The sequence below is a fragment of the Devosia sp. GW821-FHT12F11 genome (assembly GCF_058806655.1).
Genome location: NZ_JBXAPX010000003.1, coordinates 269,031 through 289,203 on the forward strand (window position 1 = coordinate 269,031; position 20,173 = coordinate 289,203).

At 65.5% G+C, this 20,173-nt stretch carries 16 protein-coding genes and 2 tRNA genes; 12 read left to right on the plus strand and 6 right to left on the minus strand.

Annotation, left to right across the window (positions count from 1 at the left end):
• Positions 1 to 281: 281 nt before the first annotated feature.
• Positions 282 to 824, minus strand: a complete 543-nt coding sequence (locus AC1ROK_RS11365; protein ID WP_492847391.1) for an invasion associated locus B family protein — start codon at positions 822 to 824, stop codon at positions 282 to 284.
• Positions 825 to 1,376: 552 nt separating this feature from the next.
• Positions 1,377 to 1,450 (minus strand) — tRNA-Cys (locus AC1ROK_RS11370).
• A 157-nt stretch (positions 1,451 to 1,607) separates the two neighbouring features.
• On the opposite strand from AC1ROK_RS11370, the gene AC1ROK_RS11375 reads away from it, so the two are divergent.
• From AC1ROK_RS11375 to AC1ROK_RS11415, 9 genes are all read left to right on the plus strand, one after another.
• Positions 1,608 to 3,947 carry a helix-turn-helix transcriptional regulator gene (locus AC1ROK_RS11375; RefSeq protein ID WP_492846867.1) on the plus strand — a complete coding sequence of 780 codons (2,340 nt, stop codon included), beginning with the start codon at positions 1,608 to 1,610 and terminating at the stop codon, positions 3,945 to 3,947.
• Positions 3,948 to 4,146: 199 nt separating this feature from the next.
• On the plus strand, positions 4,147 to 5,697 hold the full coding sequence (locus AC1ROK_RS11380) for an ABC transporter substrate-binding protein (RefSeq protein WP_492846869.1): 1,551 nt from the start codon (positions 4,147 to 4,149) through the stop codon (positions 5,695 to 5,697).
• A gap of 126 nt (positions 5,698 to 5,823) precedes the next feature.
• The gene (locus AC1ROK_RS11385) at positions 5,824 to 6,846 is read left to right on the plus strand and encodes an ABC transporter permease (RefSeq protein WP_492846872.1); all 1,023 of its coding nucleotides are present in this window, start codon (positions 5,824 to 5,826) and stop codon (positions 6,844 to 6,846) included.
• The gene (locus AC1ROK_RS11390; protein ID WP_492846874.1) at positions 6,846 to 7,733 is read left to right on the plus strand and encodes an ABC transporter permease; all 888 of its coding nucleotides are present in this window, start codon (positions 6,846 to 6,848) and stop codon (positions 7,731 to 7,733) included. Before AC1ROK_RS11385 ends, AC1ROK_RS11390 begins: the two co-directional genes overlap by 1 nt.
• Positions 7,733 to 8,578 carry an ABC transporter ATP-binding protein gene (locus tag AC1ROK_RS11395; protein ID WP_492846876.1) on the plus strand — a complete coding sequence of 282 codons (846 nt, stop codon included), beginning with the start codon at positions 7,733 to 7,735 and terminating at the stop codon, positions 8,576 to 8,578. The genes AC1ROK_RS11390 and AC1ROK_RS11395 overlap by 1 nt, the downstream gene beginning before the upstream one ends.
• Entirely contained in the window at positions 8,575 to 9,468 is an 894-nt protein-coding gene (locus AC1ROK_RS11400) for an ATP-binding cassette domain-containing protein (RefSeq protein WP_492846878.1), read from the plus strand. Before AC1ROK_RS11395 ends, AC1ROK_RS11400 begins: the two co-directional genes overlap by 4 nt.
• On the plus strand, positions 9,465 to 11,012 hold the full coding sequence (locus AC1ROK_RS11405; protein ID WP_492846880.1) for a hydantoinase/oxoprolinase N-terminal domain-containing protein: 1,548 nt from the start codon (positions 9,465 to 9,467) through the stop codon (positions 11,010 to 11,012). The genes AC1ROK_RS11400 and AC1ROK_RS11405 overlap by 4 nt, the downstream gene beginning before the upstream one ends.
• Positions 11,002 to 12,105, plus strand: a complete 1,104-nt coding sequence (locus AC1ROK_RS11410) for an S-methyl thiohydantoin desulfurase family protein (protein WP_492846882.1) — start codon at positions 11,002 to 11,004, stop codon at positions 12,103 to 12,105. Before AC1ROK_RS11405 ends, AC1ROK_RS11410 begins: the two co-directional genes overlap by 11 nt.
• An 18-nt stretch (positions 12,106 to 12,123) precedes the next feature.
• Positions 12,124 to 13,206, plus strand: coding sequence for an S-methyl thiohydantoin desulfurase family protein (locus AC1ROK_RS11415; protein WP_492846883.1), 1,083 nt, complete (start codon positions 12,124 to 12,126; stop codon positions 13,204 to 13,206).
• Between the two features lie 51 nt (positions 13,207 to 13,257).
• Here the strand turns inward: AC1ROK_RS11415 and AC1ROK_RS11420 are convergent, their stop codons facing one another.
• Entirely contained in the window at positions 13,258 to 13,887 is a 630-nt protein-coding gene (locus AC1ROK_RS11420) for an outer membrane protein (RefSeq protein ID WP_492846885.1), read from the minus strand.
• Positions 13,888 to 13,978: 91 nt separating this feature from the next.
• On the opposite strand from AC1ROK_RS11420, the gene mobA reads away from it, so the two are divergent.
• Positions 13,979 to 14,620, plus strand: coding sequence for a molybdenum cofactor guanylyltransferase (gene mobA / locus AC1ROK_RS11425; RefSeq protein ID WP_492846887.1), 642 nt, complete (start codon positions 13,979 to 13,981; stop codon positions 14,618 to 14,620).
• A gap of 79 nt (positions 14,621 to 14,699) precedes the next feature.
• Positions 14,700 to 14,775 (plus strand) — tRNA-Asn (locus tag AC1ROK_RS11430).
• A gap of 61 nt (positions 14,776 to 14,836) precedes the next feature.
• Here the strand turns inward: AC1ROK_RS11430 and AC1ROK_RS11435 are convergent.
• From AC1ROK_RS11435 to AC1ROK_RS11445, 3 genes are all read right to left on the minus strand, one after another.
• Entirely contained in the window at positions 14,837 to 16,498 is a 1,662-nt protein-coding gene (locus tag AC1ROK_RS11435) for a L,D-transpeptidase family protein (protein ID WP_492846889.1), read from the minus strand.
• Complete coding sequence (locus tag AC1ROK_RS11440) at positions 16,479 to 17,474, minus strand: amino acid ABC transporter substrate-binding protein (protein WP_492846891.1); 996 nt, start codon at positions 17,472 to 17,474, stop codon at positions 16,479 to 16,481. Before AC1ROK_RS11440 ends, AC1ROK_RS11435 begins: the two co-directional genes overlap by 20 nt.
• A gap of 155 nt (positions 17,475 to 17,629) precedes the next feature.
• A complete protein-coding gene (locus AC1ROK_RS11445; RefSeq protein WP_492846893.1) occupies positions 17,630 to 18,049 on the minus strand; it encodes a response regulator in 420 nt (139 codons plus the stop codon).
• Positions 18,050 to 18,850: 801 nt separating this feature from the next.
• On the opposite strand from AC1ROK_RS11445, the gene AC1ROK_RS11450 reads away from it, so the two are divergent.
• On the plus strand, positions 18,851 to 20,170 hold the full coding sequence (locus AC1ROK_RS11450) for a nucleotide sugar dehydrogenase (RefSeq protein WP_492846895.1): 1,320 nt from the start codon (positions 18,851 to 18,853) through the stop codon (positions 20,168 to 20,170).
• The last annotated feature ends 3 nt before the right edge of the window (positions 20,171 to 20,173 follow it).

Genomic DNA, 20,173 nt, shown 5'->3' on the forward strand with positions numbered 1-20,173 from the left:
TGGCGACCGTGCAATGACCAGTGAGCCGAAGACGGGCGGGGCCTCACGCGCCGGCGCTTCCTGCAGCCCTCCTCCGCCTTCGGCACTTTGCGGCGTGAGGGCTTCTGCTCACCGGCCCCCGCCTTGCGAATAGAGGATCAAAGGAGATCCCGGGCGCTCGCGGCGACGGGCATGCCCTCATCCGCGTATGCGTTTGCCCTGGATTGCGACGCGTGCCGGGCAGCGAGAGGCTACCCCCCCATAGCGGGGAGCCCGCCGAACCTGCCGGCGCCCCGTCTGGGCTACTGGATCTTTTCGTAGGCGGCAGTGAAGCCGTTGAGCGACACCGGCACGGCGATATCGCGCTGAGCCGCGTCCTGGAAGGTAATCGACAGGGTCGTGCCCTGCTTCAGGGCGCCAAGCAGTTCAGCCGACACGACATTGCCGGCGTAGCAGCCGCCGCCGTCGCAGGTCTGTAGCGGCAGCGTTTCGAACGGCTTCTCATCGATCGCAAGTTTCAGGCCCGCGGGGAGGTTTAGACCGAACGGGGTCTGAATCATCATTACCGGCGTCGAGCTGTCCGGCGGCAACCGAATGGTGACGGCGGCGAGGAGCTGGCCATTGTTGGAAAGCACGACACGCTGCTCAATCACGCAGTCCGGCGCTGTGGTGCGGGCGCTGCTGGCGCAACGTGCTCCCCAGGGGGCCGGTGGTGGTGGCGTCGCAGGCTCTGCGGCGGCCTCCTGGCCTACGACGCTCCCTACTCCGCCGACGGCCAGCAAAACCGCTCCCGGAAGCACACAATTTCTGACGAACCGCAATGCTGCTCGCATGTTCCCGACCATATTATTGAGCCCAGACAAAGTACTACCGCATCCTCGCCAGTCGGTCCATGGTTGAACGGCAAGCAGATGCTTGACTGACAGCTTCGCCGACGCGGCGGCCCCCTTGCTCTCGAGGCGGTCTTCGAAGGCCCTTTCCGCGTGCGTGACGAGCGCCGGGCAGCGGCCTGCCGCCGACGGTAGCGCCGCATCAGCCAGCCGGAGACGAGTTCGCAACGGGGCTCCGCCGACCCCGGTCTCGTTGCCATCCGGACCCGGAACAGCGCTTGCGGACACCGCCGCCGCGTTGCCGGCTCCAATCCACGTGAGGCGATCAGCGCCAACTGTTCGTCGAAGTCGTCAACGAACACCGTCACGACCGAATGTCCGGCGTGTTCGAACTACTCCTCGATAGCGAGGCAGCGTCGCTCGGCGAACTCCCAGACCACTTCGGTGGCGGATGCGACGAACGCGGGCTCGCCGAGTAATCGGGCGCACCAAGCAGCGATCGCCCGCCATAGCGTCCCTCGTCGGTCACCGGAGTGCGCGGTCTCAGAAATCCTGGAAAGGGGAGGTTGGAGGCCACATCCGGAATCGAACCGGAATACACGGATTTGCAATCCGCTGCGTAACCACTCCGCCATGTGGCCCCACCGAGGCGGTTCATATGGCAGAGCAATTCTTGATGCAAGCTGAACGGGGGCAATGACGACGGCATTTCTGAACAAAGCGCCCTCCTCGCTTGTGTCCGCCCTGGTTTTCCGGCCTTGTTCTCCGTAACAGGACCGTGCTTTACCCCCAACACCCATGCCTGATGCCCTGACGAGACCGTACATCGACCGCGCGCAGAAGCGCCGGGAGCTGCTCGCCGCACCGGAAACGGTGTTGCTGTTCGAGGCGCCGGCAGGGATGGGCAAGTCCATCCTGCTGGCGCAACTGGCGGAGGAACTGGAGACAGACATCCATCGCTCGGCGTCGGCACCTCCTGACAGCGGCAGCCCGATTACGCTGTGGGACATCCCGCCGGGGAGCACACCAGCGCCCCTGCCCGAGGTCTTCGTCTCCGGCGACCGCCGGATCATCATCGCCAAGCGGCCGGAGACGGTGCTGCCGTCGCTCGATCGTGCCGCAGTCTACGGCCATGTCCGGCGCCTCGGCGTGCCGGAGCTGCTGATCGGCCGAGACGAGCTGCGGCAGGTGATGCCGGCGCGGCTCGCCGAACGCGCTTTTCAGCAGTCGCGCGGGTGGCCGATCCTGCTTGGCCGACCGAGCGCGGGGGAAGAAGAGCTGGCGCGCTTCCTTGCCAGTGAACTGCTGGCGCCGATGCGCGCTGTCGAGCTTGCCGCTCTGGCGGCCTGGCTCGACGGAAGCACAGCCCCGATGGCGAGCTCGGAGTTGCTGGCGCTGCTCGACCCGGTTCGCCCGGCGTTGCGACATGCGCTTGCCGCGGAGATCGCCTCGCGGCGCGAGCATCCCGAACGGGCAGCCGAACTCGCAGCGGCCTATGCCGGACAGGGCTGGATGACGGATGCCATCACGACCTGGCAAGCGATCGGCCGCTTCGACGAGGCCTCCGCCGTCTACGCTGCCGGCGGTGGTCGGTTCTATCTCTACCGGCACGGCGCAGCCGCCTTTGATCGCGTGCTTGCGGGCTTCCCCTCCGACTACGCGCTTGGCAACGACACGCTGGTGATGAGCCTGGCGATGCAGGCGCTCAAGCATGGCGAAGTGGCTCGCGCCCGCAGGCTGCTGGCCGATCGGTTCGGCTCGGGGGTCAACGACTTCCACAGCGTCTTCACGCACCGCGAAAAGTACAGCACGGATCTTCTCGCCTTCCGCGTCGTCATGCTGATCTACGAGGACTACCAGCTGACCGACGAGTTGTTCGAGCAGGTGTTCGACACCTTGGGCGACCTGCCGCTCGACGACCACATCGTGCGCGGCAGCTTCTACAACTCAGTGCTGGAATTCTACATCCGCCGCCGCCGCCTCGCGGCTGCCGAGGATGTCGCCCAGCGCGCCCTCTACCACTACGAGCAGGCCAAGGTGCCCATGCTCGCGTTCTATATCAGCCTCCACCAGGCATTGATGCGGCTGCTGATGGGCGACGCCAACAATGCTCGCCGGCACGCGGAGCAAGCGGCGCGCTACCTGCATGCCATCGAGTTCGACAGTCCCGGCGACGACCGCCTGCTGGCGCTCCTCAATGCCTGCATCGACTACGAGGGGGGCAAGCCCGAGCCGCTTGCCCGCTTCCTCAGCACGGAGCTGGACGACTTCGTCCACGGCGAGATCTGGCCCAGCCTGATCGAGTTCGCCCTGCATTACGGCAGCCAGGCGCTGAGCGAACACTTCTCCACCCTCGCGGCGCGGAATTTCCTTGATCGCTGGCGCGTCTACCAAGTCTCCAACCGGCAGTTCGGCTTGATGATCGAACTGCGCGAGGCGGCGATCCTGCAAAACACCAACCGCTGGCAGGAGGCGGCCGAGAAAACAGCGGCACTCGCCACCCGCATTACCCGCGCGTGGGTTGCCGCCGCCGGCGAGGAACTCGAACGCCTGCAGGACCGCGACGAGATCGTCCAGGCGATGATCTGGCTGAGGCACATTGTCTACGAGCAGCCGACGCGGCCGCATCTCGAACGACAGCTCGGCTTCATCATCGGGAACCTGAACCTCACCGGACGCCAGCGGCTCTGCGCCGAAGTCTGGCTGGCCTTCGTCTACAAGCGACAGCGCAACCTGTCGCGAGCCCGCGCACTGCTGCAGAAGGTGTTCGAGGAAGCCGCGCGGCTCGGCGCCATTGCCCCGTTGGCCGAGGAGCGGGTGTTCCTCAGCGAACTGGTCGAGCAGCAGCGTATCGGCGAGTATCTCGAGATTTCCGCGCCGGTGCGCCAAGTGCTCCGGCGCCTGCGCGATGGCGGTCTGCCCAACTCGGCGCTGGGAGCCCAGAACGGTCTCAGCCGGCGCGAGACCAAGGTGCTGATGATGATCTCCGAAGGATCGTCCAACAAGTTCATCGCCAACGCGCTCGGCCTCAGCGAGGCGACCGTCAAGTTCCACCTGTCCAACGCCTATCGCAAGCTCGGCTGCAAGCGACGCCGCGAGGCGATAAGCGCGGCGCGTGCCCTTGGACTGGTGGGCTAGAACCTAGACGTTTTAGTCGAAAACCTAGCCTTCTTTGCGCCTTGAGCCTGATACCCGCATGTTGCGAAGCTTCCCCTATCGGGCTCGTGCGACCGCAAGGTGACAGCGAGCCCCGAGGGGTGCCGGCGCGGCCGGGCGGTCTTCCGGCTTGGGGCTGAAGCGCCGGGCGGACAAAAAACGGGACAGGAACATCACAGTCATGACCAAGCACAGGCTTCTTGCAGCAACTGCACTTTCGACCCTCATGCTGGGCGCAGCGCCCGCCATGGCGGTCACAGTGACGATGAACACCGTGCAGATCTTCGGGACCATCGATCCGGCGAAGATCTCGGACTACACCGACTACATGGCGGCCGTGAATCTCTATGACGGGCTGGTCACGGTCGATTCCGCCGGCAACATCATTCCCGAGCTGGCCGAGAGCTGGATGGTGTCGGACGATGCCAAGGAAGTCACCTACAAGCTGCGCGACGACGCCAAATTCGCCGATGGTTCGCCGGTCGAAGCCAGCGACGTGGTCTACACCGTCGAGCGCCTGCTGCGCATCAACCAGGGCCCGGCCAACCTGTTCTCCGGCGTGTTGACGCCCGGCTCGGTGACGGCCGTCGACGCCAAGACCGTGAAGTTCACCCTCTCCAAGACCTTCGCGCCGTTCCTGACCACCGTGCCGGCCATCTTCATCCTCAACGAGGAGCTGGTGAAGGCCAACGAGGGTTCGGACGACGGCCAGACCTGGCTTGCGACCAATGTCGCGGGCGCCGGCGCCTACAGCCTCAAGAGCTGGGATCGCGGCAGCCAGATGACGATCACCCGCAATGCCGACTACTACAAGGGCTTCGGCGCCGGTCCGATCGACGAGGTGCGCTGGATCATCACCAACGACGAAGCAACCGTGCGCTCGCTCGCCGCTTCGGGCGAGCTGACCATGTCGAGCCAGTTCCAATCGCCCGACACTTACACTGCCCTCGAGGGCATGGGCCGCTTCGTGATCGCCAAGGAGGAGACCTCGACGGCCTTCTACCTCAAGCTCAACAGCAAGGCCGCGCCGACCGATGACGTGCATATCCGCAAGGCCATCGCGCTCGCCACCGACTACGCCACCATCCGCGACGTGATCTCGCCCGGCGGGGTACTGTCGACGCCGCTGCCGAAGGCTTTCGCCGCCTTCCATGCCGACGATATCCCCGAACCGGTCTACGATCTCGAGGCGGCCAAGGCGGAGGTCGCTCAGTCGAAATATGCCGGCGCGCCGATCCCGATCACCCTCGCCTATGTGGCGGGCACCAAGTTCGAGGAAGAGATCAGCCTCCTGATGCAGTCGAACCTCGAGCAGCTCGGGTTCGTCGTGACACAGCAGGCCGACCCCTGGAACCGCATTACCGAGATCGCCGGCAAGGTCGAGACCACGCCGAACGTGAACCAGATCTTCTTCGGCCCGACCTATCCGTCGCCGGACTCGATGTTCTTCACGCAGTACCACTCGGAAGCGGCCGGCACCTGGGCTTCGATGGAGTGGGTTGGGGATCCGGAGATCGACGCCATGATCGACGAGGCCCGCGGCACCGGCGACACCGCCAAGCAGGCAGAGATCTACAAGGCCCTGCAGCACAAGCTGGTCGACCTGCAGTCTGACGTGTTCCTCAACACCCAGACGGTGCAGCACGCGATGGACAAGTGTCTCACCGGCTTCAAGGCCGTTCCGATGATGTCGTTCGACTACGACTTCACCCGCTACAGCTGGACCTGCTGATCGTAGCCGTCCCCGGCCCTAGCGCGCTTTCGAGGTGGAAGAGTCTCAGAACTTTTCCTGAAAGCGCTCCAGCCGGGGACGCCACTCCTGCACCACCCCTTCTCGGCTCATCAGGGCGGGCTGCTCTTGGAATTCCTGCTTTTTCTGTTTCGGCGCATCTTGTGGTCGATCCTGGTCCTTGTGGGCCTGTCGATCGTCATCTTCGCCATCGCCCGCGTGGTCCCGGGTGACCCGGCGCGCATGGCGCTCGGCCCAACCGCCACGGCGCAGCAGGTGGCGGACCTGCAGGAAAAGCTCGGGCTCAACAAGCCGATCGTCGAGCAATACGGCATGTTCATCGCCGGGCTCAGCCGTGGTGACCTCGGCCGCTCGCTGCTGACCGAGCGCCCGGTCAACGACGATATCCGCGATACGTTTGCGGCCACCTTCGAGCTGGTGCTGGCGACGATCACCATCGCCTTCGTGCTGGGCGTGCCGCTGGGCGTCGCGGCAGCGCGCTGGAAGGACAAATGGCCCGATACGCTGGTTCGGGTGCTGGCGATCTTTTCGGCCGTCACTCCGAGCTTCTTTGCAGCGCTGTTGCTGCAGATCCTCGCCGGCTACGTGCTGCACATCCTGCCGACCACCGGGCGGTTGCCGCACAATATGGAGTTCGTCGCCGGCATCACCGGCCTCTTGACCGTCGACTCGCTGTTGGTCGGCCGCCTCGACGTGTTCGGTGAGGCGCTGCGTCACCTGCTGCTGCCCGCCACCGCGCTGGCGCTCGCCACCATGGGGCAGATCGCCCGCATCACCCGATCGTCGATGATCGACGTCGCGAGCCAGGACTATATCGAGGCGAGCCGCGCCTTCGGCGTGCCGGAGCCGATCCGGGTGTTCAAGTACATGCTGCGCCCCAGCTTCGTGCCGCCGCTGACCATTCTCGGGCTGGAGTTCGCTTCGCTGATCGGCAACGCCTTCGTCGTCGAGCTGGTCTTTGCCTGGCCCGGTATGGCCGCCTACGGCATCCGCACGATCCTGCAGAAGGACCTCAACGCGGTGATGGGCGTGGTGATGGTCTCGGGTGTGTTCTTCGTCCTGGTCAATCTCGTCATCGACGTGCTGGTCGGCTTCGTCGACCCCCGCGTCCGCATTCGTGGGAGCCGCTGATGGCAAGCGAAACCGTTCCCACCGCCCCACCCCGCCGGCTCTCCAACGCCTACCAGAACTGGTATCGCTTCTCGCGCAACCCGACCGCGGTGATCGGCGCGGCGATCGTGATCCTTGCCATCCTCGCGGCGATCCTGGCGCCCTGGATCACCCCGCATCCCGAGCACGTCGGCGCGGTGGTGAACTTCCGGGCTCGCCACCTGCCGCCGTCGGCGGAGTACTGGTTCGGCACCGACAATGTCGGGCGCGACATCTTTACCCGGGTCATCTTCGGGCTCAGGATCTCGCTGCTCTTGGCGCTGGTGGTGCTCGGCATCGCCATCCCGGTGGGCACAACGCTTGGCTTGCTTGCCGGCTATTTCGGCGGCTGGGTCGAGATCGTCATCATGCGCCTGACCGACATCGCGCTCGCCATCCCGCCGCTGGTCATGGCGTTGGCGGTTGCCGCGGTGCTGTCGCCCGACCTGATCAACTCGATGCTGGCGATCGCCGCGCTGTGGTGGACCTGGCATACGCGGCTGATCTACTCGATCACCCGCCAGCTGCGCACCCAGGAGTTCGTCGAGGCGGCGGAAACGCTGGGCGCCAGCAAGTTCCACATCCTGTTCCGCGAAATCCTGCCCAACTGCGTTTCGGCGCTGGCGGTGAAGACCTCGCTCGATGCCGGCTTCGTCATCCTGGTCGGCGCCTCGCTGAGCTTTCTCGGCCTCGGCATCCAGCCCCCTACTCCCGACCTCGGCACCATGGTCGCCTCGGGTTCGGCATTCCTGCCCGATTACTGGTGGGAATCGGTGCTGCCGGGCTTTGCCATCCTCATCGTGGCGCTCGGCTTCAACCTGCTCGGGGATGGCCTGCGCGACCTGTTCGACGTGCAGGAGGTGCGCTGATGGCCGACGCCCTGCTCTCCGTCCGCAACCTCAGCGTCCAGTTCACCACCTACGGCCAGACCAACCCGGTGCTGAAAGGGGTGTCGCTCGACGTGCCGGCCCGCTCGCAGATTGCGCTGGTGGGCGAGAGCGGTTCGGGCAAGACCGTGACGATGCGGGCTATCATGGGGCTGCTGCGCAGCCCGCCGGCCAAGGTCACCGGTGGCGAGATCTTCTACGATGGCCGCGACCTGCTGACGATGCCGGATCGCGAGCGGCTGAAGCTGCGCGGCACCGCCATGTCGATGGTGTTCCAGGATCCGATGAGCTCGCTCAACCCGGTCTTCACCATCGCCGACCAGATGGGCACGATCCTCAAATATGCCGACCGCCGCCTCGGCCGCAGTCGCAACGGCAGGGAGCGAATGGCGCGGGTGCACGAAGTGCTTGGCCAAGTGCGGATGCGTGACCCTGAACGGGTGGCGCGCTCCTACCCGATCATGCTGTCGGGCGGCATGCGGCAGCGCGTGCTCATCGCCATGGCGCTGCTCAGCGAGCCGCGACTGCTGATCGCCGACGAGCCTGGCACGGCGCTCGACGTCACCACCCAGGCGCAGATCCTGAAACTGTTGAAGGATCTCGTCGAGGAGCGTGGTCTCGCCTTGCTGATGATCACCCACAATCTGGGCGTGGTGCGCGAAACCTCGAACTACGTCTACGTGATGAACAAAGGGGTGGTGGTCGAGCACCGGCCGACCGCGGAGCTCTTCGAAGCGCCGCGGGACGATTACACCAAGGCGCTGATCTCGGCCGTGCCTCGCCTCACCGGCGGCACCAGCTTCGGCAAGGCGGGAGCGGCCGCATGAGCAGCATGCTGGAAATCTCGGGGCTGACCAAGCTCTTCCCCGTCCGCAACAGCTTCGGACGGAAGAGCGGCGATGTGCGCGCCGTCGACGACGTTTCGTTTTCGATCGAGCGGGGCAAGGTCTACGGCCTTGCCGGCGAGAGCGGCTCGGGCAAGTCGACCATTGCCCGCTTGATCATGGGGCTGGCGAGGCCAACCAGCGGCGATATCCGGCTCGATGGCCACAGCATCATCGGCGAGACCGGCACCCGCGCCTATGGCCGCAAGGTGCAGATGGTGTTCCAGAACCCCGGCTCGTCGCTCAACCCGCGCCGCACCGTGGGCCAGTCGATCGCCGTGCCGCTCGCCGCGCATGCGACGCCGGCCAGGGAGCACAAGCGGCGGATCGCCGAGCTGCTCGAGATGGTGCAGTTGCCGGCGGATTTCGCGCTGCGCTACCCGCACGAGCTGTCCGGCGGCCAGAAGCAGCGCGTTGCCATTGCCCGGGCGCTGGCGGTGGCGCCGCAACTGCTGATCCTCGACGAGCCGACCTCGGCGCTGGACGTTTCGGTGCAGGCCCGTGTCATGGACCTCCTGGTCGATCTCGGCCGGCAGCTCGGGCTCACTTACCTCTTCATCTCGCACGACCTCAGCCTGATGCGGAACTTCGCCGACACGGTCGGGGTGCTCTATCTCGGCAAGATCGTCGAGACCGGCCCCACTGCCTCCGTCTTCGAGGCGCCGCAGCATGACTATACCCGCCTCCTCCTTGCCTCGGTGCCGGTGATCTCGGCCGAGGAGGAGGCGATGCGGCCAAAAATCCCACTGATCGACGGGGAAATCCCGACGGCAGAACAACTTATCGCGCTCCGGGGCGGAGCGGCAGCAGTCTCCCAAAGGATAGAAAAATGATCAGAATTGGCATCGACGTGGGCGGCACCAACACGGACGCCGTCGTCATGGACGGCGCGACCGTCATCGCCGGCGTCAAGGCCGCCACCACCGCCGACGTGATGACCGGCGTGGTCAATGCACTGAAAGCCGTGCTTGAGGCCTCGAAGATGGAGGCCTCGGCCATCGACGTGGTGATGATCGGCACCACCCACTTCACCAACGCGGTGGTGCAGCGGCGCGATCTGGCGAAGACTGCCGCAGTGCGCCTCGGCCTCCCCGCCACCGCCTCCCTGCCCCCGATGGTCGACTGGCCCGAGGACCTGAAGGCGGCGATCGGCGGCACCGGCTACCTCGCCCACGGCGGCAACGAGTTCGACGGCCGCGTGATCTCGCCGCTCGACGAGAAGGAACTGCTCGGCATCGCCGAGGACATCAAGGCCAAGGGCATCAACACCATCGCCATCACCTCGGTATTCTCGCCGGTAACCGGCGAGTTCGAGAAGCAGGCCGGCGAAATCCTCGCCAAGGCCCTGCCGGGCGTCCACATCACCCTCTCGAGCGATATCGGCCGGATCGGCCTGTTGGAGCGCGAGAACGCGGCGATCATGAACGCCTGCCTGCGCGATCTGTCCAGGCACGTGATCGAAGCCTTCCGCAAAGCGATCACCGAGACCGGCATCAGGGGGCGCTTCTACCTGACGCAGAACGACGGAACGCTGATGGATGCGGCGTTCGCGGAAAAGTTCCCGGTGCTGACCTTCGCCTCGGGCCCGACCAATTCGATGCGCGGCGCGGCTTTCCTCTCGGGAGTTGCGGATGCCATCGTCGTCGATATCGGCGGCACCACCTCCGACGTCGGCTCGCTGCATAAGGGTTTCCCACGCCAAGCCACCGTGGCCGTGGAAGTCGGCGGCGTGCGAACCAACTTCCGGATGCCGGACGTGTTCTCGATCGGCCTCGGGGGTGGCTCGCACGTCGTCGAGACCGGCGATGCCATCAAGGTGGGCCCGACCTCAGTCGGCTACCGGATCGTCACCGAGGCGCTGATCTTCGGCGGCTCGACGCTGACCACGTCTGACGTCATCGTCGCCTCTGGCCGCGCCGAACTCGGCGACAGGGCCAAGGTCGCGCACTTGACGCCCGAATTCATCACGCGCACCCAAGCCAAGATCATGTCGATGCTCGAGGATTGCGTCGAGCGCTCGCGTCTCTCGCCCGAACCATTGCCGGTGATCGTGGTGGGCGGCGGCTCGATCCTCGTCGATGGCCCGATCGGCGGCCTCGAGGTGATCAAGCCGAACCATTTCGCCGTGGCCAACGCCGTCGGCGCCGCCATTGCGCAGGTTTCGGGCGAGGTCGATCGCGTCTATGCGCTGGCCGAGATCGGCCGCGACCAGGCGCTGACCGACGCCAAGGAACGCGCCACCGAAGCGGCGGTCGCCGCCGGCGCGTTGCGCTCGTCGATCGAAATCGTCGACGTCGAGGACGTGCCGCTGGCCTACCTGCCCGGCAACGCCACCCGCGTCCGCGTCAAGGCAGTCGGTGAACTGCATGTCGGATAAGGGGTATCTGCTCAAGGAGAGCGACCTGCTGCCACTGTCGATCGGCGCCGCGCTGCTCGGCACCGGTGGCGGCGGCAACCCCTATGTCGGGATGCTCAGGGCGCGCGAGCTGATCCGCAAGGGCGCTGAAGTCCGCGTGCTGCCGCTCGATGCGCTGCCCGACGACGCCTGGGTCGGCGAGGTCGGCGGCATCGGCGCACCCGTGGTGGGCGTCGAAAAGATCGAGGAAGGCGGCGAGTGCTATCGCGCCATGCGCGCCGTGGAAGAGACGGCCGGAGTGAAACTCTCGGCCACCATTTCGGCCGAGATCGGCGGCTCCAACGCGTTGGAACCGGTTATCGCGGCAGCCTATGCGGGCCTCCCGGTGATCGACGGCGACGGCATGGGCCGGGCCTTCCCCGAAGTGCAGATGACCACCTTCTTCATCTACGGCGCGAAAGCCGCTCCGGCAGCCATCGCCGACGAGAAGGGCAATGTCGTCGTCTTCAAGGAAGTGATCGACATGTTCTGGCTCGAGACCTTCGCTCGCGGTGTCTCGGTGAACATGGGGGCCGCCGCTGGCCTCGCCATTGCCCCGATGTCGATGGAGTTCGTCCGCCGCACTGCGGTGCCCGGCACTGTCACGCAGGCCCTCCGGATCGGCGACACCGTGCTCGATGCCCGCCAGAAGCGACAGAACGTGGTCGAGCGCGTCGTCGCCTCGACCGGCGGCAAGCTGTTCTTCACCGGCAAGGTCACCGATGTGCGGCGTGAACTGGTGGGTGGTTTTGCCCGCGGCCATGCGCATATCAGCGGCGTCGGCGATTGGGCGGGCTCCGAAGCGCGCATCGCCATCCAGAACGAGAATCTCGTACTCTGGGTCGACGACGTGCCGGTGATCATGGTGCCCGACCTGATCATCAACCTCGAGCTCGATACCGGCGAACCGATCACCACCGAAGTGCTGCGCTACGGCCAGCGCATCGCAGTGATCGGGCTCCCGGTGCACGAGCTGATGAAGACACCCAAAGCGCTGGAAATTGTCGGCCCCAAGGCCTTCGGCTACCCCGAACTCACCTTCAACCCGCTGCAGCCCCAGCCCATCGTGGCCTGAGGCGAAAGGAACCGCAAAATGAAGTTTCTTCGCACCATCCATGCCGAGGACATGGAAGATATCGCCACTGGCGGCGCCATCCTCGGGACCGGCGGCGGCGGCGACCCCTATGTCGGCAAACTGATGGCCCAGCAGGCGATCAAGCAGTACGGCCCGGTCAACCTCGTCGATATCGACGAACTGCCCGACGACGCGCTGGTGGTCCCCGTCTGCATGATGGGCGCCCCCACGGTGATGACCGAAAAGCTCCCGCAGGGCGAGGAGCTGATCAACGCCTTCCGCGCGCTCGAGCAGTTGCTCGGCAGGAAGATCGACGCCGTGCTCTGCGGCGAGGCCGGTGGCGTCAATTCCACCACCCCGTTCGTGGTGGCGGCAATGGCCGGCCTGCCGCTGGTCGATGGTGACGGCATGGGTCGCGCCTATCCCGAGCTGCAGATGGTGACCTTCACCATGCACGGTGTTTCGGCAACGCCGATGGTGCTCTGCGACGACAAGGGCAACTCGCTGGTGCTCGAGACGGTCAGCAATGCCTGGACCGAACGCCTCGCCCGCGCTGCCACGGTGGAAATGGGCGGCTCGGCGCTGCTCGCCTTCTACTCGATGTCGGGCGCGGTGGCGAAGAAGGCGATCGTGCGCGGCACGCTGACACTTTGTTCGGAACTGGGCCGCACCCTGCGCGAAGCCAAGGCCGGCCACGTCGATCCGGTCAACGCCATCGTCGACAAACTCGATGCCGACGTGATTTTCCACGGCCGCATCAAGGATATCGAGCGCCGCACCGTCGGCGGCTTCGCCCGCGGCACCGCCCGTTTCGAGGGCGTCGAGGAGTGGAAGGGTCACAGCTTCCGGCTGGATTTCCAGAACGAGTTCCTGATGGCCGAGCGGGATGGCGAGATCCTGGTCACGACGCCCGACCTGATCACCGTGCTCGACGCCGAGTCGGGGCTGCCGGTCACCGCCGACGCGCTGCGCTATGGCCTCAGGCTGAAGGCGTTGGCCATGCCATCCAACCCGCAATGGCTGACGCCGGCCGGCATCGAACTCGTCGGGCCGCGCTACTTCGGCTACGACACCGATTATCGCGAGTACTTTGGGCGCTGACGCAGCCAAAACCGGGCCCCGCGTGCGGGGCCCGGCCGATTGCCGGCGCGGTCAGAAGTGGAAGTTTACGCCGACGCGGACCGCCGAGCCGTCGATGTCGAACTCGTCGCCGCCGTAGCCATCGACTTCGACGGTGCCGAAGTTGGTGTAGAGATACTCTGCTTTCAGCGACACGCTGTCGGTCACCATGTACTCGGCGCCCACACCGGCGACCCAACCGCCGATAGTCTGGCTTTCATCGTCGACGTCGAGATTGGCAACGGCCAGACCAGCCGTGCTGTAGAGCAGCAGATCACCGACCGCGAAACCGAGGCGGCCGCGGAGAGTGGCGAGCCCATTGATCCCATCATCCGCGTCCCAGTGGTCGGTATCACTGCCTTCGATGATGCCGGCGGCCGACAGATCGGCTTCAACGCCAAGCACGATGGAATCGAACTGGGCGTTGTAGCCCGCCTGCACGCCGCCCTGCCAACCGTTGAGCGTGGCGAGGTCGCTGTCATCACCGAAATGGGCCGCATCGAAATCGGCGTAACCGGCGTTGGCGCCAATATAGAAACCGGTCCAGTCGCGGCTGGCACTTACGATGGCCTGGTCAGGAGCGGGAACGTAGAGATCGGCAGCGCTGGCGGTGCCGGTGAGCAGCCCGGCAAATGCCAGGGCGGCGAAGATACGCGTAGTCATATAGACTCCAGTAAACTGAAGCCCCCCACCGCCGCTCCTCTATGGCGACGGAGAATTTGTCAAGACCACCAAGGCGGTAGAGCACTCTGCTATGGCACAGAATCAACACTCGATCGCCGGCCTGATCCTCGCCGGCGGACGCGGCGAGCGGCTGGGTGGGGTGATCAAATCCGAACTGGTGATTGGCGGCGTGCGGCTGCTCGAGCGCGTCGCAGCGCGGCTTGCAGCCTGTTCGCCGTTACTGGTGGGGCATGGGCGAATCGATCCGGCAGCACTGCACCTTTCTGCCGGCATGAACGCGGTACCGGACCTCCAGGGTGACTATGCCGGACCGCTGGCGGGGCTGGCCGGTGCTGTCGCCTACCTCAATGCCATGGCCACGCCGCCGGAGCTGCTGGTCAGCGTCGCAGTGGACACCCCGTTCCTGCCGCCTGATTTCGTCACGCGCCTCGTCGACGGGCTCGGCGAGGCGCCCGCGGCGATCGCTGCCTATCGCGGACAGCCCTACCCCACCAACGCGATCTGGCGCGTGGCGCGATTCCGCGACCTGCCGGAGCGGGTACGGGCCGGAACGGCACCACGCAGTCTAAAATCGCTGTGTTCCGCAGCTCAGGGGCTCATCATCGAGTGGCCGAAAGGCGCTGCCGGCGATCCCTTCGCCAACGTCAACACCCCGGAAGATCTGGCCAATCTGCAGCTGCGAGCGACCACGGCCGGGTCCCTTCGCGATTGAGTTTCCGAGATCGGAAATTCGGGCTTGGCAAAGGAAATCAAAACCGCTACACGGGCGCTGCTTCACACGAGGCACGTGTTCCGCGGTAGCTCAGTTGGTAGAGCATTCGACTGTTAATCGAATGGTCCTTGGTTCGAGTCCAAGCCGCGGAGCCAATCTTCCCCCTCAGCCTTGAGATGATAAGCGCAGGCCCCAAGCCGGCGCTTCTGGCGTTGCTCACCAGGCCAGCGACTTGCCGTCCAGCGCGGCGAGCAGCTTTTCGTCGTGGCCGTAGATATCTGAGCTGAAGTGGACGCCGTCGGCCTCGACCCAGGCGGTGAGGTAGGTGATGTGCACCGGCAGCGGCGTCTTGAGGTTCACCACGGTGTTCTTCAGCGACGCCACGACGGAATCGATGCGCTGGTCCGACCAGCCGTCGACACCCCCGGCAGCCAGCACCTGATCGGCCAGCTCGAGCGGCCGGGACAGGCGGATGCAGCCGTGGCTGAAGGCGCGCTCGGCGCGGCCGAACAGGCTGCGTGACGGGGTGTCGTGCAGGTAGACATCGTGAGCGTTGGGGAACATGAACTTCACCCGGCCCAGGGCGTTGTTGGTGCCCGGCTTCTGGCGCAGCTGGAACGGAAAGCGGCTCGGCGTCACCTGGGCCCAATCGACCTGCCGGACGTCGTAGACATCCTTGCCGCGCACCGCCTCGAAGCCGGCCGCGGCCACCGCTGCCGGGTTGTTCTGCAGCTTGGGCAGCTCCTCCTTGGCGGCGAGGCCCGCCGGCACGTTCCAGTACGGGTTGAACTCGAGGTAACGGATGGCGTCGCTGAACACCGGCGTGCGGCTGTAGGGCTTGCCCACCACCACCGCCATCTTCTCCTTGATCTCGCCATCGGCGATACGACGCAGCTCGAAACCGGCGATATTGACGATGATGTATTGTCGGCCGAGGTCGTCCGGCATCCAGCGCCAGCGCTCCATGGCGAAGTCGATCGATTCGATGCGATCCTCGATCGGCACGTTCATGGCGACCAGCGAGGCGGGGCCAACGACACCGTCGACATCGAGGCCATGGCGCGCCTGGAAGTGCTTTACCGCTTCGACCAGCGACTCGTCGTAGAGCTCCGGTTCGCCCGGCGCGGTGGCGGCAGCGCCGTCGGTAACGGCGAGGCGGGCGCGGAGGGCGGGAATGCGCGGATCGGTCATCCCCGGCTTCAGCGTGTCGCCGAGCGGCACGGTGCCCCAGCCGCCGAGCACGGCCAGCGCGTGGTAGTCGTCGAGCGCCTTGCGCAAGGCTTGATACTCGGCGTTCTGCGGCTCCCAGGCGTGCAGCACCGTTTCGACATCGGCCACCTTGGCGACTCCCGCCAGCGCGGCGGCCTCGTCGATAGTGCGCGGAGCGAGGAAGAAGTTGGGGTCGATCTTGTTCGGGAGGAACCGGCCGACCTTCAGGTCCGACGCGTACTCGAGGAACGCCGCCGAGAAATAGAGCTCGATGATGGCGAGGCTGCGCTTGTCGGTCTCGCCAGCGGCGGCCATCAGGCCGGCGAGTTGCTGGCCTGGGTAGTCGTCCGGGTTGAGCCCGTCATCGGTGGCGTTGGTCAGCCGCGAAACCATGACAGCGGCGCGGGCGCTGTTGAGCCAGAGCAGGTCACCGCTCTGCTCCTCATAATAGGTGCGCAGCACATCGCGACGCTGCTTGATCGGCAGCGGCAGGCGCGGTTCGTTGGCGAGCAGGTCGATGATGTTGATGCGGACCACCGCCAGATCGCGCGGCGACAGGTCGACGCGATCCTGCGCCAAAGCCGGGACGACGACCGCCGGCGCAACAAGGAACAGCGCCAGCAGCGCGACGAACAGGCTGCGGATCAGGTCAGGGCATGGGCGGCGCATAGAGGATCCCGCCTTGGGTCCAGAGGGCGTTGACGCCACGGCTCAGTTGCATCGGCGTCTCCCCACCGAGGTTGCGCTCGAACACCTCGCCATAGTTGCCGACCCCGGCCAGCACCTTGACCAGCCAATCCTCGGACAGGCCCAGCGCCTTCACCGCCGGCGCTCCCATTGCCTTGGCCGCATCGGCGCCGGCGCCGGTCATCGAAGCCGCATCGAGGCCCTGCTCCTCGGCATCGATCAGCGCGAACAGGGTCCAGCGGATAAGCGTGGTCCATTGCGGGTCGCTGTCGCGCACCACCGGGCCGAGCGGCTCCTTGGAGATGACGTCCTTGAGGATGACGTGCTCGTCCGGGACGGGCAGTGCCGCGCGCTCGGCAGCCAAGGCTGAACGATCGGCAGTATAGGCATCGCACTTGGCCTCGGCATAGGCAGCGCGCGCCTCGTCCCGCTCCTCAAAACTCAGGAACGACACTTTGAGACCGGCCTTCTCGAAATAGGCCGTGGCGTTGGCCTCGGTCGTGGTGCCGCTGACCACGCAGATGCTGGCGCCGTCGAGCTCGCGCGGGCTGATCGCACCGAATATGGCGGGAATCATGAAGCCCTGCCCGTCGAAATAGCTGGTCCCCGGGAAATCGAGCCCGAGGTCCAGGTCGCGCGACATGGTCCAGGTGCTGTTGCGCGACAACAGGTCGATCTTGCCGTCACTGAGCGCAGCGAAGCGGGCCTCGGCCGAGAGCGGCAGGTACTCGACCTTCCCGGTATCGCCGAGCACCGCGGCCGCGACGGCGCGGCAGAAGTCGACGTCAAATCCCTGCCAGGCCCCTGCCCCGTCCTGCTCGGAAAAGCCGCCGAGCCCCTCGCTGACGCCGCAGATCAGCTTGTCGCGGGCGCGGACGTCATCGAGCGTGCCGGCAAAGCCGACCGAGGTCGATGCGAGAAAGGCCAGCATTGCTGCTGCCAGTTGTCCTCGGTGCATTGGCCACCCTCATGGCTGGATGCGAACCACGTGAGACTTGTCGCGCTTTCGAACCGGAACCGTCTGCAACTTTTCCTGAAAGCACTCCCAAGTCTTGTCCGCAACGGGGGCGACGCACAAGCCCTTGGCCGTTGCCGCCGTTACGTGATCGTTGCCTACCCTCGCGGCGGCAGGTTGGTCCGGGCACGTGGCACGGTCCCCGTCAGGCCCAGTTGGTCGAGCGCCCGCTCGATCTCGGCGTGGGTATACGGCTTCTCGAAGTAGCGCGCCCCCAGCGGCAGATCCGGCGTCTCACCGGGCCGCGGCCGCGAAACGACAATGATCTCGATGGTCGGCCAGCGGTTGCGCACGGTTTCCGCCAGTTGCGCCCCGTCGATCGTGCCCGGCACGTCGTACTCTATGAATGTCACGACGATGCCCGAGCGCCCCTCGAGATGCGCCACCGCCTCGTCGGAGCTGAAGGCGACCAGGGCTTCAAACCCCGCTGCCTCGAACAATTGCACTGCCCCAAGCATGATCATGGGTTCGTCCTCGACGATGAGGACCAGTGGCCGGCTGCTTCCGGTTATTGTCAATTATAGAGACCCGCATTTTGTCACCCATTCGCGTGGCGTTCCCGGCGCCACGCATTCGAGCCGAAGAGGCACCCCTTCGACTCGGCCCATGCGAATCCTTTCGCTCAACGACGGCAAAAGCGCGACCAGCACGACGCACTCCCGTTCCATGCGCGAGGTGCGCATAAAGACCTAACGAATCCTCGCCGAAACCGTGCGACGATTAGATAAAGCCCCGAACAAAAGCGCCGACAGGACCGATTTGCTTGGATTTCCGGGCTCTGTCGCGCACCCCGCCGAGGTGGCCGCATGCAAATCGGCATCGATGTCATCCCGCCGTCATCCGCGACGGAATGGGCAAAAAGTGCCCAAAAAGTAATCACGCCGGCGTGAGCTTCGGAGCGAGGCACGGTTTCGCCGCAATGCGACCATGCTTCGAGCACGGATAAAAAGCGCGGCCGATGCACGGAATGCCGCAGGCGGCGTGCGGTTCCGCACGGTCGTGCTCCGAACGTTTCGGCAAGATGACGATCGTACGTCATGCGCCGGCCGCATGGCTAGTATGAGTCTGGGTTGCTTCTCAGCTTGGGGGCCAGCGAACAGGCTTTCCCACATCGGATGGCGAACAACGGCCATCCACCGGCAAGGATGCCAATACTAAGTTCCAGCAACGATCACTCCAGCGGTGGAGAGTACGTTCGATGTCACTTAGCGTAACGGGGCCAGCGAGCTTGTAGCTCGTCGTTCTGTACTCAGTCGCCACTCAACAACTCGCCCGTCTGGCGAGAACAATATTGCTCAACCTTCTGAAAGAGGACCGTCGTGGCCAAAATCAGCGTCTTTGGTATCGGGTATGTCGGAGTCGTCTCCGCCGCGTGTCTGGCGGATGATGGCCACGAGGTGGTGGCGGTCGACCTCGATCCCGCCAAGGTGAGCGCCGTCAATGCCGGCCTCTCGCCGATCGTCGAGAACGGCCTCGACGAGATCATCGCCCGGGCCGTGGCCTCGGGCCGGCTGCGCGCCACCACCGACGGCCAGCAGGCGGTGCTCGATACCGACGCCAGCTTCGTGTGCGTCGGCACCCCGAGCGACGAAACCGGCGCGGTCGGGCTCAAATACGTGAAGGGCGTCTGCGCCGATATCGGCCAGGCGATCAAGCACAAGCAGAGCTTCCATTCGGTGATCATCCGCTCGACGATCGTGCCGGGCACCATGGATGAGACCTGCATTCCGGTGCTCGAGGAGGCCAGCGGCATGATCGCCGGCCAGGATTTCGGCGTCGGCTACTACCCCGAGTTCCTGCGTGAGAGCACGGCGATCGCCGACTATTACGATCCTGGCCTCATCGTTTTCGGCGCGCTCGAAGATCGCACGGCGCAGATCCTCAAGGATATCAACGCCCAAATGCCCGTGCCCTCGCACGTGGTAACGCTGAAAACCGCCGAGGCGGTGAAATACGCCTCCAACTCCTGGCGCGCCGTGAAGGTGACCTTCGCCAACGAGATTGGCAACATCGCCAAGGCCTCGGGCGTCGATGGCCAGCAGGTGATGAAACTCATCTGCGCCGACACCAAGGTGAACATCTCGCCCTACTTCATGAAGCCGGGCTTCGCCTTCGGCGGCTCGTGCCTGCCCAAGGATGTCCGCGCCTTGCAGCACCTCGCGGCCACCAAGGGCGTCCCCTCCCCGCTGCTCGACTCCGTGCTCATCGCCAACGCCGCGCAGATCGATCGGGCCGAGAAGATGGTGGCCAATTCCGGCGCCAAGACCGTCGGCCTCGTCGGCATCGCCTTCAAGCCCGGCACCGACGACCTGCGCGAAAGCCCGCTGGCCGAGCTCGCGAGCCGGCTGATCTCCAAGGGCCTCGAGCTGCGCGTCTATGATCCGTACGTGTCGCAGGCAGTGGCCGGCGGCGTCAGCGCCATGGGCCGCGGCAATGACGTGGTGCCGGACCTGCCGTCGCGGTTGGTCGGCAAGATCGAAGACCTGATCGCCGGGTCCGACGTGATCCTCGTGGGCAACCGCTACGAGGAGACCATCGCGCCGCTCAACTCGGTGAGCGAGTACCGCTCGCTGGTCGACCTGACGCGCATCAATGCCTCGCTGCGCTCCAACGGCACCTACGAAGGCATCTGCTGGTAAGCC